Origin of the sequence: Micromonospora endolithica (assembly GCF_003626595.1) — a bacterium.
GTDB lineage: Bacteria > Actinomycetota > Actinomycetes > Mycobacteriales > Micromonosporaceae > Micromonospora > Micromonospora endolithica.
Window position 1 is genome coordinate 170,149 of sequence record NZ_RBAK01000011.1, and the last position, 25,970, is coordinate 196,118.

Genomic DNA, 25,970 nt, shown 5'->3' on the forward strand with positions numbered 1-25,970 from the left:
CACGACATGGCGCTCCTCGACCTCCAGGGACTGGAGATGGCTCCCGCCGACCGCACCGGCGGCGGTAGCCGGGCGAGCCTGCTGCTCTGCGGCGACAGCTCGCTCTCCGTCACGACCTGCAACTGACCAGGTCACCACGCGAGGCCCTGGGCGGATAGACGTATCCGCCCAGGGCCGCACGTCTTTGCGGGAGGACCGATGCGGACGTTGGACGGCCCCGACCGGCTGCTGCGCCGGGTGGTGCGCGACGGCGGCGGATGGACGGTCCTGCTCGCCGCGGTCGCGCTCACCGGCGCGGTCGCGGAACTGGCCCTGCCCGCGGCGCTCGGGCTCGCCGTGGACGCCGCCGTCGGCGGCGGCGGCGCGTCGTGGACGGCGGTGGCCTGCGGCCTGGTCGCCGTCCTCGTCCTCACCGACATTCTCGGTGACCTGGCCGGCGGGTACGGCGCGGTGCGCGCCACGGCGCGACTGCGCCGGCGGCTGCTCCGGCACCTGTTCGCGGTCGACGTGCGCACCGTCCGCCGGTACCCGGTGGGCGACCTGGTCGGGCGGCTCGTCGGCCAGACCGCGGACGCCGGGCAGGCCGGCACCGCGGTGGTGTTCGGCGTCGTCGCGCTGCTGCCCCCGCTCGGCAGCGTGGTGGCGCTCACGCTGCTCGAACCGCTGCTCGGCATCACGCTGCTCGCCGGGCTGGTCCTGCTCGCCGGGCTCATGCGCGCCTTCGTCACCGACGCCTCCGCCGCGGTCGCGGACTACCAGCGGGTGCTGGGACTTGTCGCCGGCCGGCTGCTGGAGGCGCTCGGCGGCGCCCGCACCATCGCCGCCGCCGCCACCGTCGACGCCGAACGCGACCGGGTACTGGCGGCCCTGCCGGAACTGAGGCAGCACGGCCACCGCGGCTGGCGGCTGCTCGCCGGGGCGAGCGCCCGCACCGCCGCCGTCGCGCCGCTGCTCCAGGTCGCCGTGGTGGCCGTCGGCGGGTACGCGCTGACCGCCGGATGGCTCACCCCCGGCGAACTGGTCGCGGCGGTGCAGTACGCGGCGCTCGGCGCCGGCCTGGGCGCGGTGCTGGCGACCCTCAACCGGCTGGTCCGCAGCCGGGCGGCGGCTTCCCGGATCGCCGAGCCGCTGGCCCATCCGCCCCGGCCCGACGGCGACGAGACGCTACCCGCCGGGTGCGGGGAACTGCGGCTGCGCGGGGTCGGCGTCGCCGCCGAGGACGGGCGACCGGTCCTGGCCGGCATCGACCTGACCGTGCCCGCGGGTGCCACGGTGGCCGTCGTCGGGCGCTCCGGCGCCGGCAAGTCGAGCCTCGCCGCGGTCGCCGGAGGGCTGCATGAGCCGGACGCCGGCGAGGTGCTGCTGGACGGGGTGCCGCTGCGCGGGTTGAGTCGCGCCGCGCTGCGCCGGGCGGTGGGTCACGCCTTCGACCGGCCGGCGCTGGTCGGTGAGACGGTGCACGACGCGATCGGACTCGGGCTCCCCGCGGTGGCGGCACGGCCGCCGGACGACGACGCACCGGCCACGGCACCGGTGCTGGCGGCGGCGCGGGCGGCGCAGGTGGCGGATGTCGTGGCCCGGCTGCCCGACGGCTTCCGGACCCGGCTGGCCGACGCACCCCTGTCCGGAGGTGAGGCGCAGCGGCTCGGGCTGGCTCGCGCGTTCCCCGCCGAGCGGCTGCTCGTCCTCGACGACGCCACCTCCAGCCTGGACACGGCCACCGAACACCGGATCGGACGGGCGTTGACGGAGCACGCCGGTGGGCGTACCCGGCTGGTGGTGACCCACCGGGCGACCACGGCCGCCGCGGCCGACCTGGTCGCCTGGCTGGACGGAGGGCGGCTGCGCGCCCTGGCACCGCACCGGTGGCTGTGGGCCGACCCGGCCTACCGGGCGGTCTTCGCCGCCGGCGGTGACCGGCGGTGAGCCACCCGGGCGTACGCCGGACGACCTGGAACGCGCTGCGCGCGCGCCGGCGGGAGCTGGGTGGGCTGGCCGGCTGGTCGGTGGTCGAGTCCCTCCCGGCGCTGCTCGGTGGTGTGCTCGTCGCCCGCGCCGTGGACCAGGGTTTCCTGGTCGGGCGGTTCGGCACCGGGCTGGCCTGGTTGGCCGGACTCGCCGCGGCCGTGCTGGTCGGCGCGGTCGGCACCGGGCGGGTCTACCGGGGCCTCGGCGCCGTGGTGGAGCCCTTCCGTGACGAGTTGGCGACCCGGGTCGTGCGCGCCGCGCTGGACGGGGCCACCCGCCCCGGTGGCCGCGCGGACAGCGCCGCCGTGACCCGCCTGACGCACCAGGTGGAGGTCGTCCGGGACACCTTCGGTGGCCTGCTGATGGTGGTCCGCGGATTCCTCTTCACCGCCGGCTCGGCGCTGCTCGGCCTGCTGTCGCTGGCGCCTCTGCTGGCCGGCGCGGTGGCCGTGCCGCTGGTGGCCGGCCTCGTCGTGTTCGCCGCCGGCCTGCCGGCGATGGTGGCGCACCAGCGGGCGCAGGTGCGGGCCGGTGAGGACCTGGGCCGGTCGGCCGCGACCGCCCTCGGTGGGCACCGGGACGTGGTGGCCTGCGGCGCGCAGGACCGCGTCGTGGACGACGTCGGTCGACGGGTGACCGCGCAGGCCCGCACCGAACGGACGCTGGCCCGGATGGCGGCGCTGCGCAGCCTCAGCCTGGGGGTGGGTGGCTGGCTGCCGGTGGTGGTGCTGCTGCTGGCCGTACCGTGGCTGGTGCGCAACGGGATGAGCACCGGTGCGGTGCTCGGCGCACTGGTGTACGTCACCACGGGTCTACAGCCGGCGCTGCACGCGATCGTGGTGGGCGTCGGCGGCGGGGGGCTGCGCTACGTGGTGACGCTGGACCGGATCCTGCGCGCCTGCCCGGTCCCCGGGGACGATGCCGGGCCGACCGCCGGCACCGCACCCCCGCCCGTCGCCCACGCCGCACCCGGCACCGCCGCCCCGCCCGCGGTCCGGCTGCGCGGCGTGACCTTCCGGTACGGCCCGCACGCCCGGCCGGTGCTGGCGGACCTCACCCTGGCGCTGTCCGCCGGGGAGCACCTGGCGGTGGTCGGACCGAGCGGCGCGGGAAAGTCCACCCTGGCCGCCTTGATCGCCGGGCTGGCGCGGCCGGACTCCGGCACGGTCCACCTGGCGGGTGCGCCGGTCGCCGCCCTCGCGCCGGCCGCGCTGGCCCGGCTGCGGGTGCTGGTGCCGCAGGAGGGGTACGTCCGCAGCGGCTCCCTCGACGACAACCTTCGCTACCTGTGTCCCGACGTGGACGAGGCGGCCCTGGAACGCGCGGTGGACGCCCTGGGGGCCCGCCCCCTGGTGAGCCGTCTCGGGGGCCTCGGCGCGGCGATCGAACCGGGCGCCCTCTCCGCCGGTGAGCGGCAGCTCGTCGCCGCGGTGCGGGCCTACGTCGCGCCGGCCCCGCTGGTGATCCTCGACGAGGCGACCTGCCACCTGGACCCGGTGTTGGAGGCGACCGTCGAGGACGCCTTCGGCCGTCGGCCCGGCACCCTGGTGGTCGTGGCGCACCGGATCAGCTCGGCGACCCGCGCGGACCGGGTGCTGGTGTTCGACGACGACGGACCGGTCCTCGGCACCCACCAGGAGCTGCTGGCCCGGTCGCCCACCTACCGCGAGCTCGTCGGGCTGTGGGAGCACGTGCCGGTGCCGTCGGGCGTACCGCTGGGTGGCCCCTGAACCGGCGGCGGACCGCCTCAGATCCAGCCGGCCTCGCGGGCCACCCGCACCGCCTCGACCCGGGTCCGCGCGCCCGCCTTGCGGGTGATCCGCCCGAGGTGGTTGCGCACCGTGCCCGGCGCGAGTCCGAGCGTCCCGGCGACCTCCGTGACCGGCGCCCCGGCCGCGGTCAGGCCGAGGATCTCCGTCTCCCGGGAGGTCAACGGACTGTCCCGGGTCAGCGCCGCCAGCACCACCTCCGCGTCGACCAGCGACGCCCGACGGGCCAGCCGGCGGATCCCGTCCACCACCCTTTGCGGGGGGACGTCCCGGCCGAGGATGCCGACGGTCCGGCCCGGACGGAGAAGCCGGTGCAGGTGCCCGGCCCGGCGGCGGTCGGCGAGTACCAGCAGCGGGCAGTGCGCCGCCGCGTCGGTGCCGGCGACGAGTTCGAGGTCGACGACCGCCACGTCGGGACGTCCTGCCCGTACCGCCGGGGCGAGGGCGTCACCGTGGTCCAGCTCCGCGACCACGGTGATGTCGTCCTCGGCGGCGAGGACGAGCGACAGCGCGCCCCGGACCAGGGCTCCGTCGAGAGCGAGCAGGGTACGGATCACCGGGGGGCTCCCAGACGTCGACTGAGGGATCGAGGATCGTCAGCATTCAACCACGTACCGTCCGGTATCACCCGGTGACGGCACCCCCGGTCGGCTGCCCACCTATATCCAGCCCTCCCGTCGTGCCCGCCACACCGCCTCCATCCGGTTGCGGGCCCCGGTCTTGCGCATGCTGGCCGACAGGTGGTTGCGTACCGTTCCGTGGGCCAGGAAGAGCCGTCGGGCGATCTCCTTGACCGGAAGCCCGCCGGCGGCCGCCCGGAGCACCTCCGCCTCGCGGCGGGTCAGCGGGCTGCACGGCGGGCTCAACGCGCTCACCGCGGCCGTGGCGTCGATCACCCTCGCACCGCCCGCGACGTCCCGCACGGCGGCGACCAGCGCCGCCAACGACGCGTCGGTGCCGACCATGCCCCGGGCTCCGGCGGCCAGCAGTTCTCCGACCGTGGTCTGGCTCCACTGGCGGCCCAACGCCAGCACGGCCGTACCGGGTGTCGCCGTGACGATGCCGGCGACCACCTCGACGGGCTGCGGTTCGTCCGGTGCCAGGTCGACCAGCACCACGTCCGGCCGGTGCCTGCGCACCGCGGCCGACACCTCGTCCACTCCGGTCACCTCGGCGACGACCTCGATGTCCTCCTCGTTCGACAGCGCGGCGCACAGCGCGCCACGCAGCAGACACATCTCCTCGGCAACGACGACGCGAATCAACGCGCAGCTCCGATCCTGCGCACACGGCCACGAGGCGGTCCCCCGCACGGGACTCCGCGGAGCGGCGGCTCTCGCGGACGAGACCCGGTCCGCGACCGGAAGGCCATGTGGACTGTCAGCGGTACCCGATGACCCGCGCGCCGGGCGGTGCGACCGCACCACCGCGGCGACTCACCGGGTCGGACTCAACCAGCGTGGGTCCCGACGTCCGGCGGCCGGCCGCCGGGCTCGGCCCGCAGCGCCGGAACGCCCCCCACCGCGGCGGTTGCCCCACCGGGTACCTCGGGGCGTTGCCTGCCCGTCGAACGACGCACTGGGAAGCGCCCTCCCTGGCCGGATCGTTGACACATGGTAAGGATCCGATCACCCATTCCCTGGGTGGCGGTGTCCCGTGACGGATTGCCGACGCGGCGGCTGACGCCGGGCATGTCATGCGGTATACGGCCGGCCCGGACGCGCGGCGGTCCCGCGCCGAGGTACCGAGGTGGACGTGCGGACGCCGCAGCCACCGACGACGGAAGGCCGCCCCCGGACCGGGGACGGCCTTCCGGGTGACTCGCGCCGGATCAGGTCATGTCGTCGTAGCGGCGGTCGATCGGTGCCGGCGCGGTCACCGGCGCCGGTGCCGGGATCGGCGCGGTCGCGTCGACCCGCGCGCCCGCCTCGACCGGCGGGGCGTCGAACTCCAGCGGTGACACCTCGTCGTCGTCGAGGCCCGCGTAGACCTCCTTGCCCCGGCCCTTGCGGCGGTCGTTGAGGAACGCCACCCCGACCGCGGCGAAGTAGAGCGCGCAGAGGCAGATCGCCAGCGCCGTCATGCCGAACGGGTCCGGCGTCGGGGTCACCACTGCGGAGAACGCGAAGAACACGAACACCGCCACCCGCCACCAGCTGAGCAGCTTCTTCGCGCTGGCGATGCCGACGAAGTTGAGCATCAGCACGATCAGCGGGAACTCGAACGCCACCCCGAACAGCAGGATCAGGTTGGTGACGAACGAGATGTAACGGGTGACCTCCAGGTTGGTGGCGATGTCGTCACCAGAGACGTCGAGCAGGAACTCCAGGCCCTTGGTGGTCACGAAGAACGCCAGGAACGCACCGGCGGCGAACAACGGCGCCGCCAACGCCGTGAAGACGTAGGCGTAACGCCGTTCGTGCCGGTGTAGACCCGGCGCGATGAACGCCCAGAGCTGGTAGAGCCACACCGGCGCCGCGATGATCAACCCGACCCACAGACCGATCTTCAGGTTGAGCAGGAAGACGTCCGCCACGCCGAGCTGAACGAACTTGCACTTGCCGCTCAGCGGGTCGATCGACGCCGGCAGGTCGCAGTAGGGCTGGGAGAGCAGCAGCCGGACCGGCTTGGCCAACCAGATGCCGAAGCCGAAGCCGACCAGGATCGCCAGGGACGCCTTGAACAGCCGGTTGCGCAACTCCCGGACGTGCTCGATCAGCGTCATCGAGCCGTCGGCGGCCCGCTCGAAGGTGGTCGGACCGCGCTTACGCAGGGCGAAGGCCACGATGCTCGGGCCTTCCGGTCAGTTGTCGCGGGCGCGCTGCACCGGGTCGACGACCGGGGGCGCGACCGGCTGCTGCGGCGGGGCCTGGTAGGGCGCCTGCTGGCCGTACGGGGCCTGCTGCGCATAGGGGGCCTGCGGCGCGTACGGGGCCTGCTGGCCGGCGTGCGGCGGCAGCGGCTGGTAGCCGGCCTGCGCGTCGGCCTTCTCGGCCAGGTCGCGGTTGTCGTCGTCGTGCAGGCTCTTCGTCTCGGCCTTGATGATCCGCAGCGAACGGCCCAGCGAGCGGGCCGCGTCGGGGAGCCGCTTCGCGCCGAAGAGCAGGATCAGCACGACCACGAGTACGGCGATGTGCCACGGCTTGAGGGCACCCATGGGAAGCTCCAGTCGCTCTGTGTCGATGAGGGGTGGTACCGCAGCCCATCGTACGTCCGTCGTGGGTCGTTGCCACCCGCCGGGCGGTGCGGGTTGGGCCCGGCCGGTGAAGTCTTGACCAACCGGCGATGTCCCGTCAACAGCTCCGACGGTGCGTTCCTGCGCGAAAACAGGGCAGAGCGCGCACGATCGCGACGGCCGTCGATCACTCCCCGCGCTTGGCCTGGATCAGGGCCACCCGCTGCCCGGCGGTGTCGAGCTGCCGCTGCACCGCCTCGGCGCGCTCCTGGAGCGTCTCGGCGGCCTCCCGCAGTGTCTCCGCCTCGGCGGCACGGCCCTGCAACGCCAGCGCCGCCCGGCGCAGCCGGGGCAGCCGGGCCAGCAGCGGCCGGACGGCCAGCGCGAACACCACGAGCGGGACCAGCACCAGCGCGACCACTATCCACGTCACCACGGCGGTCACCCTACTGCCTGCCGGCGGGCACCGCCGGGTCGGGCAGCGGAGGAACCCGCACCGCCGGGGTCGCGTACGCGTCCAGGGCCGCCGCCGCCGCGCCACGCACCTGCTCGGCCAGCTCGGCCGGCGCGACGACGGTGACCTCCGGGCCCAGACCGAGGACGAACCGGCGGGCCCACCCCAGGTCGGTGACCCGCAGCGACACCAGCCAGCGGTCGCCGTCGGCCTCGATCCGCTCGCACGGGTAGTACTCCGTGATCCACCGCTCGCCCCGCCCGATCCGTACGGTGATCAGCGGCAGGTCCGGCGAGGGCCGGAACACCCCGGCGGTCAGGTCGTGCGGGCGGGCCTGTGGAGGCACCACGGCCGGCTCGTCCAGCGGGGTCACCGCGTCGATCCGGTCGGCCCGGAACAGCCGCATCCCCTCGGCCCGGCGGCACCACGCCTCCACGTACGCCCGCCCGCCGACCATCAGCATCCGCAGCGGGTCGACCACCCGCTCGGTGGACTCGTCCCGCGCCGCCGTGTAGTAGGTGATCCGCAGCGCCCGGCCGCTCTCCACCGCGGCGCGCAGCTCCGCCACCCGGCGGGTGTCCGCCGGAAGCCGCACCTCCACCGGCGCGCCCACCAGGTCACCGGCCGCGTTCTCGATCTTCGCCAGGGCCCGCTCGACGGCCTCCCGGTTGGCCACCCCGGGCGTCTCGGCGAGCATCCGCAACGCCACCACCAGCGCCAGCGCCTCGTCCGGGGTCAGCCGCAGCGGCCGGTCGATGCCCGCGTCGTAGGTGATCGTCACCCGGTCGCCGTCGAACGCCATGTCGATCAGGTCACCCGGGCCGTACCCGGGCAGCCCGCACACCCACAGCAACTCCAGGTCCTCGCGCAGTTGCCGCTCGGTGACGCCCAGGTCGGTTGCCGCCTCGGCGATCTCGATACCGGGGCGGGCCAGCAGGTACGGCACCAGGTTCAGCAGGCGGGCCAGCCGGTCGGCCGACGCGCGGGAACCACCGCCCCGGGCGGCCGGCCGGGTCATCGGGCACCCCCGGCGACCGCGAGGTCGTCGTGCCGGGCGGCGATCTCCTTCAACCGCTGGATGACCGCCTCGCGGACCTCCGGCGGGTCGAGCACCCGCACGTCCGGCCCGTACCCCACCAGGTGCCCGGCCAGCGAGTCCGGATCGGCGAACGGCAGGACCAGCCGGTCACCGTCCGGACCGGTGGTCACCTCGACCGCCCAGCGGCGCAGGCCGGCGGCCCGCCCGGCGGCGGCCAGCACGGTCGCCCGGCCGGTCCGCTCCACCGGCCCCGACCAGCGCGCCACGTGGCTGATCAGGTCGACCCCGGCCGGCGGCTGGTAGGCACCCGGCGTGCCCGACGCCCGCACCGCGCCGACCACCCGTGACAACCGGAAGCAGCGGGTGGCGTCCCGGTCCAGGTCGTGGCCGACCACGTACCACCGGCCGCGCCAGCAGACCACGCCCCACGGCTGCACCCGGCGGCGGGTCGGCGAGTCCCGGTCCGGCACCCGGTAGTCGAAGCTCACCTCCCGCCGGTCCCGCGCGGCGGCGGTCAGCGGGGCGAACGCCGGGTCGACCGTGACCATCGGTTCCAGGCCGAGGGTGGCCTGCGGGTCCACGTCGACACCGGCGGCACGCAGCTTGGCCAGCCCCGACGAGGCGGCCGCCGCCAGCCCGGCGTGCTGCCACAGCCGGGCCGCGATGCCCACCGCCGCGGCCTCGTCCGGTTCCAGCGGGATGTCCGGCAGCGCGTACTCCCGGTGGGCGATCCGGTAGCCGGGCTCGGCGTCGAAGGCGCTGGCGGTGCCGGTCTCCAACGGGACGCCCAACTCCCGCAGTTCCGCCTTGTCCCGCTCGAACTTGCGCTGGAAAGCCTCGTGGTCGCGGGCGTCGTCCGGGTCGTGCTCGTAGCCGGGAACGGTCGCGGCGATCTGCGCGGCGGTCAGGAACCGTCGCGTGGACAGGAGGCAGATCACCAGGTTGACCAGGCGTTCGGTGCGGGTCCGCGACACGCGGTAGACGCTAGCAGTCGGCGCGCCGGAACCTGGTACCCACGCGGGCACGGCGTGGGCCATCTCGCCGCCGTCCGGTCCCAGGGTTTCGGGTTTTGCGGTACGAGATCTGCATCTTCAGGCGCTGCGAGCCGCGGAACCTGCGCCGCACCTTCAGGCACAAGTTGACGGTATATACCGGCAGACGTAATCTGCCCGCATGACATCGATGCAAGAGCCGACGTTCTTGATCCTCACCGCGCTGGCGACGGGGCCCAAGCACGGCTACGGGGTTACTCAGGAGGTCGCCGAACTCTCCGAGGGAACGGTGAAGCTGCGGGCCGGCACCCTCTACGGAGCCCTCGACCGCCTGGTGGAGCAGGAACTCGTCATGGTCGACCGGCAGGAGATCGTCGACGGGCGACTTCGTCGCTACTACCGGCTCACCGACGCGGGCGCCGGCAAGCTCGCCGAGCAGGCCCGCCGCCTGCGCAAGCACGCGGAGGCGGCGGAAAGCCGACTGCGGGCGCGACCGAACGTGGCATTCGGATTCACGGCCACCCCGTTCGGGGCTCGCCCATGACCGCCTCGGGGGAGGTCATGCGGGAGCTGTCGGCGCATGCCAGGCTGGAACGCTGGTACCGGCGGCTGCTGTGGGCATATCCGATCGGGTACCGCCGCGCCCACGGCGAGGAGATCCTCACCATGCTGATGGACTCCGCCGAGCCGGACCGTCGAGTGCCCGCCCGCGCCGACGTGGTGGATCTGGTGCGCGGGGCGGTGCGGCAGTGGTTCCGGTTGCCGATCGGCCGTACGGCGGTGGTGGCGGCCGTGCTGTCGGCCGTGATCCTCGGAGCAGTAGGAGCAGGCGTGGGCTCGTGGCTGGCCTGGCAGGCGGCCGCGCTGCCGTCCGACGCATCGGCCATCCACACTGCCGAAACCGTTCGGGGTGTCCCCTTGCGGGCACCCGAACTCAGTCATCATGACTGGTTGGGAAATCCCCGACGCAATGGTGTCACCATCGCCGACGAGCAGTCATCAGACTGGACGCTCGAAGCAGCGAAGGCCCGCCTGCGGGCCGAGGGCTGGACCCCTGGCGGCAGCGAGATGTACTCCGGCGCCCCGGTCGTTCGAGAAGGCAGGCAGCTGGAGGCGGCCTCTGAAGAGTTCTACGCGACCAAGGATGGCGCCGTCGTCACCGTATCCGCCGTCACCATTCTGACGCCCGGTGCGGTGGGAACGAGTCTGGCGACTCATCTTGGGGTCACCGGGCCGCGCGGGGAACCGGTGGCGATCATGCTGGGCGGACTCGTCGGCGCCGTCATCGGCTGGCTCCTCACCGGCTGGGCAGGGTATCGCCTGCGACGCCGCACATTGCCTCGCCGGCTGACCGTGGTCGCTCTCGGCCTCACCGCGCTGTGGCTCGCCGCCGGACCCACCATCGGCCTGTACGACACGCTGGCCGACCCCGCCTTCCCCGGATCTGAACCCCCACCGGCCGACCCGGCCTACTTCTGGCTGTTTCTCGATCACCGCGCCCAACAATTGCACGGAGCACTGGCCATGGGACTTGCGATCCTGGTCGTAGCCGCCATGAGCCGCCGCCAGCCCGAAGCACGGCCCACCGCAACGGTGACCTGACAGGCATCCCGGCTCAGTCGGCCGAACCCGCTGGCTGAGCCGGGACCCGCCCCGCCGGACGGCACCACCGCCGGCACCCGCTAGCGTGCCCGGCATGGTGCGATGGCGGACGGGCACGGTCAGGGCGTTGCGACGGGAGTGGACCGGCGCGCTGGAACTCGCCGTCGACCTGCCCGACGGCACCGACATGCGGGCCCTGGCCTACCCGGAACTGGTCGGCCGCCCCGAACCCGGCGACCGGGTGCTGCTCAACGCCGGCGCGCTGCTGATGGGCCTCGGCACCGGCGGGTACGCACTGGTCGTCGCCGTACCGGACCGGCTCCCGCCGGACCCGCCGCAGGCCGCCGGGGACCGCGCCGCCGGTCACCTCGTCAAGGCCCGCTACACCCCGCTGCAACCGATCCTGCTCGGCGTCGACGAGGAGGCGTCACCGCACCACGACCTGCTCGCCGCCGCCGACGACCTGGCCGGCCTGCCGGTGGTCACCGCCGACCTGCACTCCGCGTTGCCGGCCATCCTCGCCGGCATCCACGCCGACGCCCCCGGCGCCCGCGTGGCGTACCTGCTCACCGACGGCGGCGCCCTGCCCGCCTGGTTCTCCCGCACCCTCGCCGGGCTGCACGGTCACCTGGCCGGAACGGTCACCGTCGGCCAGGCGTTCGGCGGGGACCTGGAGGCCGCCACCCTGCACACCGGGCTGCTCGCCGCCCGGCACGTACTGCGCGCCGACGTCGCGATCGTCGCCCAGGGCCCCGGCAACCTCGGCACCGGCACCCGCTGGGGCTTCTCCGGCGTCGCCGTCGGCGAGGCCGTCAACGCCGTCGCCACGCTGGGCGGACGCCCGGTCGGCTCGCTGCGGATCTCCGACGCCGACCCCCGGCCCCGGCACGTCGGCGTGTCCCACCACAGCCTCACCGCGTACGGCCGGGTCGCCCTGGCCCGCGCGGAGCTGGTGGTGCCCGACGGCCTGGACCCGGGCCTGGCCGGGGCGGTCGACGCGGCGCTGGCCCCGCTGGCCGCGCGGCACACGATCGTCCGGGTGCCCACCGACGGCCTCGACGCGGCGCTGCGAGCCAGCCCGGTCGGCCTGTCCACGATGGGTCGCGGCCTCGACGCCGACCGCTCCTACTTCCTCGCCGCCGCCGCGTCCGGCCGACACGCCGCCCACCTGCTACCCCCCAGCTGACCCCTGCCGGGCCCGGAGTCCCGCGGGTTCGGGTCAGGCGAAGATGATCAGGGCCAGCCAGGCGCCGACGATGAGCGCCAGCGCGAGGGCCAGCACCCAGGTGGGAACGGTGTATTCGCCACGCCGGTTCCGCTCGATCTCGTCGCGGATCTTCTGGCGGCGGCGCTCGGCCCAGTTCTGCTTCTCGGAGCCGGGGCCGGTGGGTTCGGTAGGCATCATGGCGCCGCCAGCCTACCGAACCGCCCGGTGGTCGGGCCCCCGCACCTCCGCCTCGGCCGCCGGGACCCGTCACATGCTGGCGATCAGCCGCTCCACCCGCTCGTCGTAGGCCCGGAACGGGTCCTTGCACAGCACCGTGCGCTGCGCCTGGTCGTTCAGCTTCAGGTGCACCCAGTCGACGGTGAAGTCCCGTCGCTTCTCCTGCGCGTGCCGGATGAACTCACCCCGCAGCCGCGCCCGGGTGGTCTGCGGCGGCGTCTCCTTCGCCTCGAAGATCTCCGGGTCGGTGGCCACCCGATCCACCTCGCCGCGCCGCTCCAGCAGCCCGTAGAGGCCCCGGCCGCGCCGCAGGTCGTGGTAGGCCAGGTCCATCTGCGCCACCCGCGGATGCGACAGCGGCAGGTCGTGCTTGCGCTGGTAACGCTCGATCAGGCGCAGCTTCGTCACCCAGTCGATCTCCCGGGACACCGGCTCCAGGTCACCGCTCTCCACCGCCGACAGCACCCGACCCCACAGCTCCACCACCCGCTTCGCGGTCTGGTCCCCGCCGCGCCGCTCCACGAACTCCGTGGCCTTGGTGAGGTATTCCTGCTGGATCTCCAGCGCGCTGACCTCCTTGCCGGAGGCCAGCCGCACCTTGCGCCGGCCGGTGATGTCGTGCGACACCTCGCGGATCGCCCGGATCGGGTTCTCCAGCGTCAGGTCCCGCATCACCACCCCGGCCTCGATCATCCGCAGCACGATGTCGGCCGTGCCCACCTTGAGCAGCGTGGTGACCTCGTTCATGTTCGAGTCGCCGACGATCACGTGCAGCCGCCGGTAACGCTCGGCGTCGGCGTGCGGCTCGTCCCGGGTGTTGATGATCGGACGGCTGCGGGTGGTCGCCGACGACACGCCCTCCCAGATGTGCTCCGCCCGCTGGGACAGGCAGTAGACCGCCCCCCGGGGCGTCTGCAGCACCTTGCCCGCGCCGCAGATCAGCTGCCGGGTGACCAGGAAGGGGATCAGCACGTCGGCCAGCCGGCCGAACTCCCCGTGCCGGGACACCAGGTAGTTCTCGTGGCAGCCGTACGAGTTGCCGGCCGAGTCGGTGTTGTTCTTGAACAGGTAGATCTCGCCCGCGATGCCCTCGTCGTGCAGCCGCTTCTCCGCGTCGACCAGCAGCCCCTCCAGGATCCGCTCGCCGGCCCGGTCGTGCGCGACCAGGTCCACCACCGAGTCGCACTCCGGCGTGGCGTACTCCGGGTGGGAACCGACGTCCAGGTAGAGCCGGGCGCCGTTGCGCAGGAAGACGTTGCTCGACCGGCCCCACGACACGACGCGGCGGAACAGGTACCGGGCAACCTCGTCGGGGGACAACCGCCGCTGCCCCTTGTAGGTGCAGGTGACGCCGTACTCGGTCTCGAGGCCGAAGATTCGCCGCTCCATGGTGAGACATTAGCCGCCCGAGGCCCCGGATGGGCAGCGCTCACCCCGTCCGTTCCACACCCCGCCCCCACCGGCGGGCGGCGACGGTACGGTGCGAGCCGTGAGGATCCTCGTCACCGGCGGCGCCGGGTTCATCGGTTCCGCCCACGTCCGGCGTCTGCTGACCGGCGCCGAGCCGGCGCTCGTCGCGGACGCGGTGACCGTGCTCGACGCGTTCACCTACGCCGGCACCTCCGGCAGCCTGGACCCCGTCCGGCACGACCCCCGGCTGCGGGTCGTCGTCGGCGACATCCGCGACGACGCCCTGGTCGAGGAGACGGTGCCCGGCCACGACGTGATCGTCCACCTCGCCGCCGAGTCCCACGTGGACCGGTCCATCACCGGCGCGGCGCCCTTCGTCACCACCAACGTCCTGGGCACCCAGACCCTGCTCGACGCGGCCCTGCGGCACGGCGTCCGCCGGTTCGTGCACGTCTCCACCGACGAGGTGTACGGATCGATCGACCACGGCTCGTGGACCGAGACCGCTCCCCTGGACCCCAGCTCCCCGTACTCGGCCTCCAAGGCCGGCGCCGACCTGCTCGCCCTGGCCTACCACCGCACCCACGGCCTGGACGTGGTGGTCACCCGGGGAGCGAACACCTACGGCCCGTACCAGCACCCGGAGAAGGTGATCCCGCGCTTCGTCACCAACCTGCTCGACGGCTACGACCTGCCGCTGTACGGCGACGGCGGCAACGTCCGCGACTGGTTGCACGTCGACGACCACTGCCACGGCATCGCGCTGGCCCAGGCACACGGCCGGCCCGGCGGCGTCTACCACCTCGGCGGAGGCGCGGAACTCACCAACCGGGACCTCACCGGCCGGATCCTCGCCGCCTGCGGGGCCGGCTGGGAACGGGTCACCCCGGTCGCCGACCGCAAGGGACACGACCGGCGCTACTCGCTGGACACCACCACCACCCGGCGGGAACTCGGCTGGGCGCCGCGCGTCGACATCGACACCGGACTCGCCGGGACCGTCGAGTGGTATCGCCGGAACCGGTCCTGGTGGGAGCCACTGACCGACCGCTGAGCCGACCCACCGCGGACGCCCGGAACCGGCCCGGACCCCCGCGGCGACGTCTCACGCCTCGGGCTGCTGGCCCTCCAGATCCGCCGAACCCGCCGACGAGGTCGGCTTGTGCGCCTCCTCGGTCGGCGCGCTGGGGGTGTCCGGACGCTCCGCCGCCGGCGGGTCGGCGACCGTCTCCCCGTCCAGCAGCGCGGTCAGCGCCGCGCCGGTGATCCGCCGGAACGTCCGCCCCACCCGGCGGCGGTCCAGGATGGCCACCTCCAGTTGGTTGGCGGCGATGGTGCGGGCGGCGCCGCCCTCGCCGCCGACGGTGCTCAGCGCCTGCACGGCGACCTTCACCGCCTCCTGGAGCGTCATGTCCGGCCGGTGGTTCGACTTCAGCACGCCGGTGATCGCCTCGGCCTGGCCGCCCATCGCCATCCGGCCCGGCTCGTCGTTGACCGAGCCGTCGTAGGTCAGCCGGTACAGCTCGTCGTCCTCCGCGCTGGCGCCGACCTGCGCCACGCACATCTCCACCTCGTAGGGCTTCGACTGCTCGGTGAAGATCGCCCCGAGGGTCTGCGCGAAGGCGTTGGCCAGGGCCCGCCCGGTCACGTCCCGCCGGTCGTAGCTCAGCCCGTTCAGGTCGGCCATCCGCACGCCCGCGCGACGCAGGTTCTCGAACTCGTTGTAGCGGCCGACCGCGGCGAAGCCGATCCGGTCGTAGATCTCGCTGACCTTGTGCAACGCGCTGGACAGGTTCTCGGCGACGAAGAGCACCCCACCGGCGTAGCTCAGGACCACCGCGCTGCGACCCCGGGCGATGCCCTTGCGGGCCAGCTCGGAGCGGTCGCGCATGATCTGCTCGGGCGAGGCGTAGAACTGCATGGCCACGTCGGCGGTTCTCCTTCTTCGGCGGTGCGGGGGACTGCGGTCGGGTGCGGGCTCAGCCGCCCGGGTTCTCCATCCGGCCGGAGACCACGCCCTCGGCGATGGCCGCCGTCTCGGCGTCGGTCAGCCGGTGGGTGCCCTCCGCGGTCGCGGTCATCACGACCGGGTAGATCTTCCGGGTCAGGTCCGGCCCGCCGGTCGCGGTGTCGTCGTCGGCCGCGTCGTAGAGCGCCTCGACCGCCAGCCGTACCGCGTCGTCGATGGACAGCCCGGTCCGGAAGCGCTTCTTCAGCGCCGAGCGGGCGAACAGCGAACCCGAGCCGATCGCGTCGTAACCGGTCTCCTCGTAGGGCCCACCGGTGACGTCGAAGCTGAAGATGCGCCCGGCCCGCGCCGGGTCGCTCGCCGCCAGGTCGAAGCCGGCGAACAGCGGGATCACCGCGAGGCCCTGCATCGCCGCGCCGAGGTTGCCCCGGATCATCGACGCCAGCCGGTTGGCCTTGCCGTCGAGCGAGAGCATCGCGCCCTCGATCTTCTCGTAGTGCTCCAGCTCCACCTGGAACAGTCGCATCAGCTCGATGCCGATGCCGGCCGTGCCGGCGATGCCCACCAGCGAGTAGGCGTCCGCCGGGTGCACCTTCTCGATGTCCCGCTGGGCGATCAGGTTGCCCATGGTGGCGCGCCGGTCGCCGGCCATCACGACGCCGCCGGCGGCGACGATCGCCACGATGGTGGTCGCGTGCGGCGCCAGGTCGGCGGCCATGCCCGGCGGCAGCGGCCGGCGGCCGGGCAGCATCTCCGGCGCCACCCTGCTCAGGAAGGTCGTGAAGGAGGACGTCCCCGCGTTGGTGAACACATCTGGTAGACGCCCGGATGGATCAAAACCCGCTGCCACGTGGTTCCTCTCAGGTACGTGATCGCCCTGGCCAGCCTCGCGGGACTGTCACGGAACTGGCCAAGACCACCGTTGCAGTTGAAGCAGAGTATCCCGCGCACCCACCCGGTGCGATGATCGTGGTCCAGATGTTGGGGATCTTCACCCCCGCAGATGGCGCACACGCCGTTCTGCTCGGCGAGGAGCTCGTCGAACTCCTTCTGACCGACGCCGTAGCGCTGTCGTAGGTGGTATTCGCGATTGCCGCCGTACAGCCGTTGCTTGGTCTCGTGGGTCCTGGCGTTGTGGCAGGGCTTGCAGTACGTGGCGTAGCCCGTGCTATCTGAGCGATTGCGGGGGAAGTCGGCCACCGGCTTGACGGTTCCACAGTCGGCGCAGAAGCGATGTCCTTCCGGCACTTCTCGCGCGACCCTCACCTCTCGACCCTGCTTCTCCTTCACCCGCTTCGCGTAGCTCGCCTTCGAGCGCACGCCGAAACACGGCTTGCAGTAGCTGCCGCGACCGCTCGGACGCTTGCTGCTCGTGCAGAACTCATCGAGCGGCTTCCACTCCCCGCAGTCGCGGCAACGGCGCTGGCCGTCTTGATCATCCAATGAGCGCGGCACGTCCGATTCGACCCAAAATGATCATTGACCTCCTTTTTGTACGTAACCTCTCACGAATTCCTCGGCGTTCTCTTCGAGGACCGAGTCGATCTCGTCGAGCAGGTCGTCGACGTCCTCGGTGATCTCGGCGTGCCGCTCGGCGACCTCCGGGTTCGCCTCGGTGGTGACGTCCTCGATCTCCTCGCCCTGCCGGGACTTGCCGGACTGGGACTGCCCGCCGCTGTCACGAGTGGCCATGACTGCCTCCTCCACGATCGTCTGCGATGAACTTACCTCGCGGAGGCGACGAAAAGCCCGCCGCGCGCCGCTTGCGGCACCCGGCGGGCAATCGTGTCCGGCGTACGTCGGGGAAGCGGTCGACGGGTCAGCGGCCGGTCAGGGTCTCCAACAGGTCCTTGGCGCTCTCGCAACGGTCGAACAGGGCACCGACGTGCTTGCGGGTGCCCCGCTCCGGCTCCATCATCGGCACCCGCACCAGCGACTCCCGACCCACGTCGAAGATGACCGAGTCCCAGCTCGCGGCGACCACCTCGGAGGCGTACTGGGCCAGGCAGCGACCCCGGAAGTAGGCCCGGGTGTCCTCCGGCGGCTCGGTCATCGCCCGGCGGGTCTCCTCGTCGGTGAGCAGCGTCCGCATCGCGCCCCGGGAGACCAGCCGGTGGTAGAGGCCCTTCTCCGGGCGGACGTCGGAGTACTGCAGGTCGACCAGTTGCAGCTTGTGCGAGCCCCAGCCGAGCTTCTCCCGCTCCCGGTAGCCCTCCAGCAGCCGCAGCTTGGCCACCCAGTCCAGCTGGTCGGCGCAGAGGAAGGCATCCCGGCCGAGCTTGTCCAGGACGTCCTCCCAGCGGTCCAGCACGTCGGCGGTCTGCTCGTCGACGTCGTCGCCGTACCGGTCGTCCACGAAGGAGCGCACCCGGTCCAGGTAGGCCCACTGCAGGTCCAGCGCGGTCAACCGGCGGCCGTCGCGCAGCCGCATCAGGTGCTTCAACGACGGGTCGTGGCTGACCGCGCGCAGCTCGCCGACCGGGTCGGCGATGCCGAGGTCGGCACCGAGCGCCTTCTCCTCGATCATGGTGAGGATCAGGGCGGTGGTGCCGACCTTGAGGTAGGTGGAGATCTCCGACAGGTTCGCGTCGCCGATGATGACGTGCAGCCGGCGGTACTTGTCGGCGTCGGCGTGCGGCTCGTCGCGGGTGTTGATGATCGGCCGCTTGAGGGTCGTCTCCAGTCCCACCTCGACCTCGAAGAAGTCGGCCCGCTGGGAGATCTGGAAGCCGCTCTGGCCGCCGTCCTGGCCGATGCCGACGCGGCCGGCGCCGCAGACGATCTGCCGGGTCACGAAGAACGGCGTCAGGTACGCCACGATGTCGGCGAAGGGCGTCTGCCGGCGCATCAGGTAGTTCTCGTGGGCGCCGTAGCTGGCACCCTTGTTGTCGGTGTTGTTCTTGTAGAGGTGGATCGGCTGGGTGCCCGGGATGGTGGCGGCCCGGCGGGACGCCTCGGCCATCACCCGCTCCCCCGCCTTGTCCCAGCGGACCACGTCACGCGGGGTGGTCACCTCGGGGGTGGAGTATTCGGGGTGGGCGTGGTCGACGTAGAGGCGGGCGCCGTTGGTGAGTATCACGTTGGCCAGGCCGAGGTCCTCGTCGGCGAGCGCCTCGGCCGGGTCGTACGCGGCCCCGGAGTAGGTGAAGCCGCGGGCGTCGCGCAGCGGCGACTCCTCCTCGTAGTCCCAGCGGGCACGGCCACCACGGTTGAGTTCGGGACGCGCTCCGTAGGCGTTGACCACCTGCGACGAGGTGACCATCGGATTCGCCCCGGCCTGGCCGGGCACGGAGATGCCGTACTCGACCTCGGTGCCCATGATCCGTCTTACGCTCATCGACCTACCCGCATTCCCTCGCCCGACCGGTCCCCGTCAATGTCGAGCGTAGTCGGCGGGTGGGCGGCGCGTGGCGTGCCGGGCCCGGGGCGGGCACCGCGGGTCGTCCCCGCGTCGACCCGCCGCCGTACGCCCGCCCCACCGCGGGGATCGCGCGAGGCGGGGCGGCGCCGTGGTGGCGCCGCCCCGCCGGTGTCGCGGTCGAACTACAGGTACTGGCCGGTGTTGCTGGCGGTCTCGATGGACCGGCCGGCCTCGGCGCCCTTGCCGCCGGAGACGAGCGTACGGATGTAGACGATCCGCTCGCCCTTCTTGCCGGAGATGCGGGCCCAGTCGTCGGGGTTGGTGGTGTTGGGCAGGTCCTCGTTCTCCCGGAACTCGTCGACGCAGGCGTCGAGGAGGTGCTGGAGCCGGAGCCCCTTGCGCCCGGAGGTGAGGAACTCCTTGATGGCCATCTTCTTGCCCCGGTCGACGATGTTCTGGATCATCGCGCCGGAGTTGAAGTCCTTGAAGTAGAGGACTTCCTTGTCCCCGTTGGCGTAGGTGACCTCGAGGAAGCGGTTCTCCTCGGTCTCCGAGTACATCCGCAGGACGACCGCGTCGATCATCGCCGCCACGGTGGCCTGAGGGTCGCCGCCGTGCTCGGTCAGGTCGTCCGGGTGCAGGGGCAGCCCGGCCAGGATGTACTTGGAGAAGATGTCCTTGGCCGCCTCGGCGTCCGGCCGCTCGATCTTGATCTTCACGTCGAGCCGGCCGGGGCGCAGGATGGCCGGGTCGATCATGTCCTCCCGGTTGGAGGCACCGATCACGATCACGTTCTCCAGGCCCTCGACGCCGTCGATCTCGCTGAGCAGCTGGGGGACGATGGTGTTCTCCACGTCGGAGGAGACACCGGAGCCACGGGTCCGGAAGATCGAGTCCATCTCGTCGAAGAACACGATCACCGGCGTGCCCTCGCCGGCCTTCTCCCGAGCCCGCTGGAAGATCAGCCGGATGTGCCGCTCGGTCTCGCCGACGTACTTGTTGAGCAGCTCCGGGCCCTTGATGTTGAGGAAGAAGCTGGTGTGCCGGTCCTTGCCCAACCGCTCGGCGATCTTCTTCGCCAGCGAGTTGGCCACCGCCTTGGCGATCAGCGTCTTTCCGCAGCCCGGCGGGCCGTAGAGCAGGATGCCCTTCGGCGGGCGGAGCTGGTGCTCACGGAACAGGTCGGCGTGCAGGAAGGGAAGCTCCACCGCGTCGCGGATCTGCTCGATCTGCGACTGGAGACCGCCGATGTCGGTGTAGTCGACGTCGGGCACCTCCTCCAGCACCAGCTCCTCGACCTCGCTCTTCGGGATCCGCTCGTACGCGTACGCCGAGCGGGGCTCGATCATGAGCGAGTCGCCGGCCCGGATCGGCGAACCGATCAGGGTCTCGGCGAGGTGCACGATCCGCTCCTCGTCCGAGTGCGAGACCACCAGCGCCCGGTCACCGGGCACTCCGTCGGGACCGGCGAGGATCTCCTTGAGCATCACCACCTCGCCGACCCGCTCGAAACCGAACGCGTCGACGATGTTGAGCGCGTCGTTGAGCAGCACCTCCTGGCCACGTCGCAACTCGTCCACGTCGAGCGAGGGCGAGACGGCGACCCGGAGCTTGCGACCGCCGGTGAACACGTCCACCGTGCCGTCGTCGTGCCGGGCCAGGAAGACGCCGTAGCCGCTCGGCGGTTGCGCGAGGCGGTCGATCTCCTCCTTGAGCGTCACGATCTGGGCGCGAGCCTCCTTGAGGGTGCTCACGAGCCGGTCGTTGTTGTCGGTCAGCCGCGCCAACTGCGCCTGGGTGGCCGCCAGCCGCTCTTCGAGCTGCCGGACGTGTCGGGGGCTTTCGGTCAACTTGCGCCGCACCAGAGCGAGTTCCTCTTGAAGGAACGCGACCTGCGTGGAGAGATCGTGGGCCTCCTTCTCCCACCGTGCGGCGCGCGAGTCCGCGTCGTCGCTGCGTGCCACGTCCCACCTCCCCGGGGGGCTTGAACGTTCTGCCCTAACACTAGCCGCTATGAGGCCGATTCGGTCCCACGCAACGCCCTCGTCACCGAACCTTGATCGCCAAGGGTGGGTCGGCGGGCCGGAACGGGCGTTCGGGTACCGTCGAGGGGTGGGACGGGAGAACATGGGGGGTGCACCGGTGGCCGAGGTCGCGACCGACCAACTGCAGGTCTGGGTGGACCAGGATCTGTGCACGGGCGACGGGCTCTGCGTGCAGTACGCGCCCGAGGTCTTCGAGTTCGACATCGACGGCCTGGCCTACGTGAAGGGACCCGACGGCGAGCTGCGCCAGACGGCGGGCGCCCGGGTGGACGTCCCCGAGCACCTGCGCCTGGAGGTGATCGACTCGGCGAAGGAGTGCCCGGGCGACTGCATCCACGTGGTGCGTGGCAGCGACGGCGTCGAGGTCGCCGGCCCGGAGGCCGAGGACTGACCTCGGGGTCGGCGCTGCCCCGCTCAGAGCATCGGGCGGCCGACCACCGAGGCGACCAGCCGGGCGAACTCCTCCAACCGGGCGATCTGGCCGGCGCCGCCGTCGTCGATCGTCTTGCCGAAACGCAACGCGTCGTGGCGCGGCCCGCCGACGACCTCCTCGACGGGCGGCGCCTCGTCCAGCGAGGTCAGCAGCAGATAGACGTCGATGCTGTCGACCCGGACGGCGCCGCCCTCGTCGCGGGTCAGCCGGCGCCGGCAGCCGACCTCGGTGACCGTGCTGACCGGGACGACCCGCAGGGAGGACGTCATCGAGCCGGGCGGCCCCTCGCCGGGCGGGACGTCCTCGCCGTGCCACAGGATCAGCCGGCTGCCGTCGCAGACGACGACCTCCTGCCACACCCCGTTGACCTCGTTGACGAAGCGTTCCAGGGTGAACCCGAGCACCGACGCCCCGCGCAGCACCCCGCCGAGCGCCTCCAGCGCCACGTCCGGGTCCCGCAGGTAGGCGCGGGCCGCCGACTCCAGGTCCTGGTAGGGCGACCAGTCCGGGAACACCGCCGGCAGGTCGCCGCCGCCGAAGCCCGGCCGTTTCATGCCGCCTCCCCGCAGTCGTGCCCCCGGTACGCGTACGCCGGGAGCGTCCGCACCATCATTCCCACCCGCCCCGCTCGGCAGTCACGGCCGGTCCGCCGCCACGTCCGACTCCACCACGGTCGCCGAGGCGGCCGCCGCCTGCCGGGCCGCCTCCGCCTCCCGCAGCACCGCCCGACGCTGCTCGTACGCCTCGACGCCCTTGCTGGGCTTGCGGCGGCGCGGCGGCGCGGTGACGCCGGGGGCGAGCTTACGCGCGGACACCAGGAACGCGGTGTGGGCGATCATGCGGTGGTCGGGCCGGACCGCGAGACCCTCGGCGTGCCAGTCGCGCACCAGCGACTCCCAGGCCCGCGGCTCGGTCCAGCCGCCGCGCTCGCGCAGCGCCTCCACCAGCTCGGACAGCTGCGGGGTGGTGGCCACGTAGCCGATGAACACCCCGCCGGGCACCAGCGCCCGTTCGACCATGTCGAGGGTCTCCCAGGGGGTGAGCATGTCGAGGATGATCCGGTCGAAGCCGGTCTCGGCGCACCCGGCGACATCGCCGACGTGCAACTGCCACGCGGGGTGCGGGCCGTTGAAGAACGCCTCCACGTTGCGCCGGGCGATCTGGGCGAAGTCGTCGCGCACCTCGTAGGAGTGCAGCTCGCCGGTGGTGCCGACGGCCCGCAGCAGCGAGCAGCTCAACGCGCCGGACCCGGCGCCGGCCTCCAGGACCTTCGCACCGGGGAAGACGTCGCCCATCGCGACGATCTGCGCGGCGTCCTTCGGGTAGATCACCTGCGCGCCGCGCGGCATCGACAGCACGTAGTCCGACAGCAGCGGGCGCAGCGCGAGGAACGCCGTGCCCCCGCCGGAGGTGGTCACCACGCTGCCGTCGGGCAGGCCGATGAGCGTGTCGTGCTTGAGGATGCCGCGATGGGTGTGGAACTCCTTGCCCGGCTCCAGCGTGACCGTGTGCATCCGGCCCTTCGGATCGGTCAGCTGCACCCAGTCACCGACGCGGAACGGTCCGCGGTGCACGGGGGGCGGCGCCGGAACGACGGCGGTGGCGCCCGGGTCGAGCGGGGCGGCGGAGGGAGTTGCGGTCACGTGTTCATCTTCCGGTGAGGTTCGAGGAGCTGAGCCAGATCCGCGATGTGCAGGATGCCGACGACATCTTCGCCTGACGTCACGACGTACTGTGCGCCCGGGTGGGTCCGTACGAACTCCAGCACCCGCTCGCCGTCCAGTCCGACCGGCATCGCGGGCAGGCCGTCCAGGGACCGGGCCACCGCGTCGACGGCCAGCCAGGGGCGGCGCTCGACGGGTACGGCCCCGGCCGCGGCCGGGTCTACCAGGCCCACCGGGCGGCCCGCGGAGTCCGCCACCAGCACCGCGGCATCCGGTCGGGGTCCGGCGCCGCGGCGGCGCTCGGCCTCCGCCAGCGGCGTGCCGGTGGGTACGGAGAGCGCCGGCCGGGCCAGCCGGGCCAGGTCGATCAGCGGCAGCCGACGGCTGACCCGGGCCACCCGGATGGACTGCCCGGCGCCGCGCCACAGGGTGAAGGCGACCAACAGCATCAGCGGCAGCGCCAGCGGCGCGAGGAAGCCCCACAGGGTGAGCAGGGCCACCAGCAGCACGGTGCCGACGGCGACCGCGCGGCCCACCCACCCGGCGATCTCGGTGGCGCGGTGCCGGTCGCCGGTCGCCGCCCAGACGGCGGCCCGCAGCGCCCGTCCGCCGTCCAGCGGCAGCCCGGGCAGGATGTTGAACAGGGCCACGATGACGTTGCTGACCGCCAGTTGGAAGGCGAGCTGGTTGAGCACCGTCCGGTCGGGCAGGGCGAGGGTGGCGGCGACGGCGGCCACGCCGAGCACGGCGGACACCGCCGGCCCGGCCAGCGACACCAGCAGGTCCACCCGCGGGGACGGGGCGTCGCGGTCCATCTCGGTGTACCCGCCGAGCAGCTCCAGGGTGATCCCGCGCACGCCGATGCCGTACCGGCGGGCGGTCAACGCGTGGCCCAGCTCGTGCAGCAGCACCGAGCCGAGCAGCGACACCACGAAGCCGAAGCCGATCAGGTAGCCGGCGATCTGCGGCAGGTCGAGCTGGCGGCGGGCGAACTCCGCGTAGAGGACGGTGACCAGCAGCGCCAGCAACACCATCGAGCTGTTGAGGTGCAGCGGTACGCCGAAGACCCGGCCCACCGTGACACCGGGACTCCGGCCGCTCCGGCGGGGTGCTCGTCTGGTCCGCTCCACCGGCCCGATGCTACGCGGCGGGAGATCACCAACCGGAGCGGCGACCCGGATGGTGTCGGACCGGTGGCCTAACCTTCCGGACATGACGGCGGAACCGGTGACGACCCAGCAGCCCGAGCCCTCCCCCGAGGTGCCGGCCGAGCTGCCGGCGACGGTGCGGGCGTCGCTGTCGCCGTCGCGCGCGGCGGACTTCAAGACCTGCCCGCTGCTCTACCGGTTCCGCAGCATCGACCGGCTGCCCGAGAGGCCGACCGTCGAGCAGGCCCGGGGCACGCTGGTGCACGCGGTGCTGGAGCGGCTGTTCGACCTGCCGGCGACCGGCCGGACCCCGGACGCCGCCGGCGACCTGGTGTCCCCGCAGTGGGACCGGCTGGTCACCGAGCAGCCGGAGCTGTCCGGTCTGTTCGCCGACGGTGACGAGCAGGCCACGGCGGCGTTCCTGCGGTCGGCCGCCGGGCTGCTGGAGGGCTACTTCACCGTGGAGGACCCGCGCCGGCTGGAGCCGGCGGAGCGGGAGAGCCTGATCTCCGCGGTGGTTGACGGGGAGTTGTTGATCCGGGGCTACCTGGACCGGCTGGACGTGGCCCCGGACGGCGCGCTGCGGGTGGTCGACTACAAGACCGGCGGCGCGCCCCGGGAGGCGTTCGAGGCCCGGGCGCTGTTCCAGCTGAAGTTCTACGCCCTGGTGCTGTGGCGCACCCGGGGCGTGGTGCCGCGGGTGCTGCGGCTGCTCTACCTCAAGGACGCCGAGGTCTGCGACTACGCCCCCGACGCCGAGGAGCTGGTGCGTTTCGAGCGCACCGTGGTCGCGCTGTGGCGGGCGATCGAGGCGGCGACCGCCGCGCAGGATTTCCGGCCCCGCCCGAGCCGGCTCTGCGACTGGTGCAGCCACCAGGCGCTCTGCCCCAGCTACGGCGGCACCCCACCGCCGTTCCCGGTCCGGGTGGCCACCCCGGATCCGCTGCGCGACGCCCGGACCACGCCGGTGCCCCCCGGCGCCGACGAGTAACGCCCCGCCCGACCCCGCACCACCCGGTCCCCCGCCCTCGCGCATCCCGGCGGCCCTTCCGGCGTTTCGCCCGCGCCCCGCCCCCGACCGGTCCTCGCGCGCCCACCGGCCCACCCACACCGTCCTCGCACCCCGCCGGCCCACCCGCACCGTCCCGCACCCCGGCGGTCCGCCCGGCACCGTCCCGCACTCTGGCGGCCCATCCGCGCCCGCCCGGACCGCCCCCGCACCGTCCTCACACCCACCCACCCGGTCCGGTAGCCCTGCCCGTCCACCTGGTCCGCACGGCCTCGGTCGGCTCGGCGCGACGGCGGTGGCCGGCCCGAACCCGCGGCGGTCCCGGCCCGGGCCAATCGGCGCCCTGGTGTGGCCCCCACCGCGACGACCGGCCTTTCTCGCCGGATCCGCCCGTTCCGCGCGGTGGCCGGGCACACTCCTGGGCGTTCTCTCGCGGGTCGCATCCGTCCGCGCGCGACCAGCGGTACGGATCCCCCAAGATCCACTCG

At 73.1% G+C, this 25,970-nt stretch carries 27 protein-coding genes; 9 read left to right on the plus strand and 18 right to left on the minus strand.

The window, feature by feature from the left end; genetic code table 11:
• Positions 1-6 precede the first annotated feature (6 nt).
• The 3 genes from D7223_RS24620 to D7223_RS24630 all read left to right on the plus strand — a co-directional run bounded on the left by D7223_RS24620 (position 7) and on the right by D7223_RS24630 (position 3,698).
• A complete protein-coding gene (locus tag D7223_RS24620; RefSeq protein ID WP_013734295.1) occupies positions 7-126 on the plus strand; it encodes a SapB/AmfS family lanthipeptide in 120 nt (39 codons plus the stop codon).
• A gap of 72 nt (positions 127-198) precedes the next feature.
• Complete coding sequence (locus tag D7223_RS24625) at positions 199-1,926, plus strand: ATP-binding cassette domain-containing protein (protein ID WP_120730805.1); 1,728 nt, start codon at positions 199-201, stop codon at positions 1,924-1,926.
• On the plus strand, positions 1,923-3,698 hold the full coding sequence (locus D7223_RS24630) for an ATP-binding cassette domain-containing protein (RefSeq protein WP_120730806.1): 1,776 nt from the start codon (positions 1,923-1,925) through the stop codon (positions 3,696-3,698). The genes D7223_RS24625 and D7223_RS24630 overlap by 4 nt, the downstream gene beginning before the upstream one ends.
• Before the next feature lie 17 nt (positions 3,699-3,715).
• Here D7223_RS24630 and D7223_RS24635 read toward each other — a convergent pair whose 3' ends face one another.
• The 7 genes from D7223_RS24635 to D7223_RS24665 all read right to left on the minus strand — a co-directional run bounded on the left by D7223_RS24635 (position 3,716) and on the right by D7223_RS24665 (position 9,379).
• Positions 3,716-4,294, minus strand: a complete 579-nt coding sequence (locus D7223_RS24635) for a response regulator transcription factor (RefSeq protein WP_120730807.1) — start codon at positions 4,292-4,294, stop codon at positions 3,716-3,718.
• Positions 4,295-4,396: 102 nt separating this feature from the next.
• Entirely contained in the window at positions 4,397-5,002 is a 606-nt protein-coding gene (locus D7223_RS24640; protein ID WP_120730808.1) for a response regulator transcription factor, read from the minus strand.
• A 566-nt stretch (positions 5,003-5,568) separates the two neighbouring features.
• Positions 5,569-6,522 (minus strand): twin-arginine translocase subunit TatC, encoded by a 954-nt coding sequence (tatC, locus tag D7223_RS24645; protein ID WP_120730809.1) that lies wholly within the window; start codon positions 6,520-6,522, stop codon positions 5,569-5,571.
• Between the two features lie 18 nt (positions 6,523-6,540).
• The gene (gene tatA / locus D7223_RS24650; RefSeq protein WP_120730810.1) at positions 6,541-6,894 is read right to left on the minus strand and encodes a Sec-independent protein translocase subunit TatA; all 354 of its coding nucleotides are present in this window, start codon (positions 6,892-6,894) and stop codon (positions 6,541-6,543) included.
• A gap of 205 nt (positions 6,895-7,099) precedes the next feature.
• Entirely contained in the window at positions 7,100-7,348 is a 249-nt protein-coding gene (locus D7223_RS24655; protein ID WP_120730856.1) for a hypothetical protein, read from the minus strand.
• A gap of 10 nt (positions 7,349-7,358) precedes the next feature.
• On the minus strand, positions 7,359-8,384 hold the full coding sequence (locus D7223_RS24660) for a helix-turn-helix transcriptional regulator (protein ID WP_120730811.1): 1,026 nt from the start codon (positions 8,382-8,384) through the stop codon (positions 7,359-7,361).
• Positions 8,381-9,379 carry a helix-turn-helix transcriptional regulator gene (locus D7223_RS24665; RefSeq protein WP_120730812.1) on the minus strand — a complete coding sequence of 333 codons (999 nt, stop codon included), beginning with the start codon at positions 9,377-9,379 and terminating at the stop codon, positions 8,381-8,383. Before D7223_RS24665 ends, D7223_RS24660 begins: the two co-directional genes overlap by 4 nt.
• 208 nt (positions 9,380-9,587) lie before the next feature.
• On the opposite strand from D7223_RS24665, the gene D7223_RS24670 reads away from it, so the two are divergent.
• From D7223_RS24670 to D7223_RS24680, 3 genes are all read left to right on the plus strand, one after another.
• Positions 9,588-9,941, plus strand: a complete 354-nt coding sequence (locus tag D7223_RS24670; RefSeq protein ID WP_186832393.1) for a PadR family transcriptional regulator — start codon at positions 9,588-9,590, stop codon at positions 9,939-9,941.
• Positions 9,938-10,999 (plus strand): hypothetical protein, encoded by a 1,062-nt coding sequence (locus tag D7223_RS24675; RefSeq protein ID WP_120730814.1) that lies wholly within the window; start codon positions 9,938-9,940, stop codon positions 10,997-10,999. The genes D7223_RS24670 and D7223_RS24675 overlap by 4 nt, the downstream gene beginning before the upstream one ends.
• Before the next feature lie 94 nt (positions 11,000-11,093).
• Positions 11,094-12,185, plus strand: coding sequence for a DUF3866 family protein (locus D7223_RS24680; protein ID WP_120730815.1), 1,092 nt, complete (start codon positions 11,094-11,096; stop codon positions 12,183-12,185).
• Positions 12,186-12,218: 33 nt separating this feature from the next.
• Here D7223_RS24680 and D7223_RS24685 read toward each other — a convergent pair whose 3' ends face one another.
• Positions 12,219-12,404 (minus strand): hypothetical protein, encoded by a 186-nt coding sequence (locus tag D7223_RS24685; protein WP_120730816.1) that lies wholly within the window; start codon positions 12,402-12,404, stop codon positions 12,219-12,221.
• Positions 12,405-12,473: 69 nt separating this feature from the next.
• Positions 12,474-13,832: a Pup--protein ligase gene (gene pafA / locus D7223_RS24690; protein WP_120730817.1), complete on the minus strand. Its 1,359-nt coding sequence runs from the start codon at positions 13,830-13,832 to the stop codon at positions 12,474-12,476.
• Between the two features lie 100 nt (positions 13,833-13,932).
• Between pafA and rfbB the strand changes: the two genes are divergently transcribed.
• Positions 13,933-14,907: a dTDP-glucose 4,6-dehydratase gene (gene rfbB / locus D7223_RS24695; protein WP_120730818.1), complete on the plus strand. Its 975-nt coding sequence runs from the start codon at positions 13,933-13,935 to the stop codon at positions 14,905-14,907.
• Between the two features lie 51 nt (positions 14,908-14,958).
• Here the strand turns inward: rfbB and prcA are convergent, their stop codons facing one another.
• The 6 genes from prcA to arc form a co-directional block, all read right to left on the minus strand.
• Positions 14,959-15,780, minus strand: a complete 822-nt coding sequence (prcA, locus tag D7223_RS24700; protein ID WP_120730819.1) for a proteasome subunit alpha — start codon at positions 15,778-15,780, stop codon at positions 14,959-14,961.
• A gap of 52 nt (positions 15,781-15,832) precedes the next feature.
• Complete coding sequence (gene prcB / locus D7223_RS24705; RefSeq protein ID WP_186832221.1) at positions 15,833-16,672, minus strand: proteasome subunit beta; 840 nt, start codon at positions 16,670-16,672, stop codon at positions 15,833-15,835.
• On the minus strand, positions 16,591-17,277 hold the full coding sequence (locus D7223_RS24710; protein ID WP_238162191.1) for an endonuclease VII domain-containing protein: 687 nt from the start codon (positions 17,275-17,277) through the stop codon (positions 16,591-16,593). Before D7223_RS24710 ends, prcB begins: the two co-directional genes overlap by 82 nt.
• A 21-nt stretch (positions 17,278-17,298) precedes the next feature.
• Entirely contained in the window at positions 17,299-17,514 is a 216-nt protein-coding gene (locus D7223_RS24715; protein WP_067366797.1) for a ubiquitin-like protein Pup, read from the minus strand.
• Between the two features lie 127 nt (positions 17,515-17,641).
• Positions 17,642-19,159, minus strand: a complete 1,518-nt coding sequence (gene dop, locus D7223_RS24720; protein WP_120730821.1) for a depupylase/deamidase Dop — start codon at positions 19,157-19,159, stop codon at positions 17,642-17,644.
• A 206-nt stretch (positions 19,160-19,365) separates the two neighbouring features.
• Positions 19,366-21,147 carry a proteasome ATPase gene (arc, locus tag D7223_RS24725; protein WP_120730822.1) on the minus strand — a complete coding sequence of 594 codons (1,782 nt, stop codon included), beginning with the start codon at positions 21,145-21,147 and terminating at the stop codon, positions 19,366-19,368.
• A gap of 178 nt (positions 21,148-21,325) precedes the next feature.
• On the opposite strand from arc, the gene D7223_RS24730 reads away from it, so the two are divergent.
• Positions 21,326-21,619, plus strand: coding sequence for a ferredoxin (locus tag D7223_RS24730; RefSeq protein ID WP_120730823.1), 294 nt, complete (start codon positions 21,326-21,328; stop codon positions 21,617-21,619).
• A gap of 23 nt (positions 21,620-21,642) precedes the next feature.
• Here the strand turns inward: D7223_RS24730 and D7223_RS24735 are convergent, their stop codons facing one another.
• The 3 genes from D7223_RS24735 to D7223_RS24745 form a co-directional block, all read right to left on the minus strand.
• Positions 21,643-22,215 carry a hypothetical protein gene (locus D7223_RS24735; protein WP_120730824.1) on the minus strand — a complete coding sequence of 191 codons (573 nt, stop codon included), beginning with the start codon at positions 22,213-22,215 and terminating at the stop codon, positions 21,643-21,645.
• Between the two features lie 81 nt (positions 22,216-22,296).
• Positions 22,297-23,304: a tRNA (adenine-N1)-methyltransferase gene (locus D7223_RS24740; RefSeq protein ID WP_120730825.1), complete on the minus strand. Its 1,008-nt coding sequence runs from the start codon at positions 23,302-23,304 to the stop codon at positions 22,297-22,299.
• Positions 23,301-24,455 (minus strand): M50 family metallopeptidase, encoded by a 1,155-nt coding sequence (locus D7223_RS24745; protein WP_238162192.1) that lies wholly within the window; start codon positions 24,453-24,455, stop codon positions 23,301-23,303. Before D7223_RS24745 ends, D7223_RS24740 begins: the two co-directional genes overlap by 4 nt.
• A gap of 82 nt (positions 24,456-24,537) precedes the next feature.
• Between D7223_RS24745 and D7223_RS24750 the strand changes: the two genes are divergently transcribed.
• Complete coding sequence (locus D7223_RS24750; RefSeq protein ID WP_120730826.1) at positions 24,538-25,464, plus strand: RecB family exonuclease; 927 nt, start codon at positions 24,538-24,540, stop codon at positions 25,462-25,464.
• Positions 25,465-25,970: the final 506 nt, after the last annotated feature.

Coding starts and splice junctions, on each gene's coding strand:
- tatA (WP_120730810.1), bottom strand. CDS start 6,894: ATGGGTGCCCTCAAGCCGTGGCACATCGCCGTACTCGTGGTCGTGCTG.
- pafA (WP_120730817.1), bottom strand. CDS start 13,832: ATGGAGCGGCGAATCTTCGGCCTCGAGACCGAGTACGGCGTCACCTGC.
- D7223_RS24680 (WP_120730815.1), top strand. CDS start 11,094: ATGGTGCGATGGCGGACGGGCACGGTCAGGGCGTTGCGACGGGAGTGG.
- dop (WP_120730821.1), bottom strand. CDS start 19,159: ATGAGCGTAAGACGGATCATGGGCACCGAGGTCGAGTACGGCATCTCC.
- D7223_RS24660 (WP_120730811.1), bottom strand. CDS start 8,384: ATGACCCGGCCGGCCGCCCGGGGCGGTGGTTCCCGCGCGTCGGCCGAC.
- D7223_RS24685 (WP_120730816.1), bottom strand. CDS start 12,404: ATGATGCCTACCGAACCCACCGGCCCCGGCTCCGAGAAGCAGAACTGG.
- D7223_RS24750 (WP_120730826.1), top strand. CDS start 24,538: ATGACGGCGGAACCGGTGACGACCCAGCAGCCCGAGCCCTCCCCCGAG.
- D7223_RS24625 (WP_120730805.1), top strand. CDS start 199: ATGCGGACGTTGGACGGCCCCGACCGGCTGCTGCGCCGGGTGGTGCGC.
- D7223_RS24620 (WP_013734295.1), top strand. CDS start 7: ATGGCGCTCCTCGACCTCCAGGGACTGGAGATGGCTCCCGCCGACCGC.
- D7223_RS24735 (WP_120730824.1), bottom strand. CDS start 22,215: ATGAAACGGCCGGGCTTCGGCGGCGGCGACCTGCCGGCGGTGTTCCCG.
- D7223_RS24715 (WP_067366797.1), bottom strand. CDS start 17,514: ATGGCCACTCGTGACAGCGGCGGGCAGTCCCAGTCCGGCAAGTCCCGG.
- D7223_RS24675 (WP_120730814.1), top strand. CDS start 9,938: ATGACCGCCTCGGGGGAGGTCATGCGGGAGCTGTCGGCGCATGCCAGG.
- D7223_RS24670 (WP_186832393.1), top strand. CDS start 9,588: ATGCAAGAGCCGACGTTCTTGATCCTCACCGCGCTGGCGACGGGGCCC.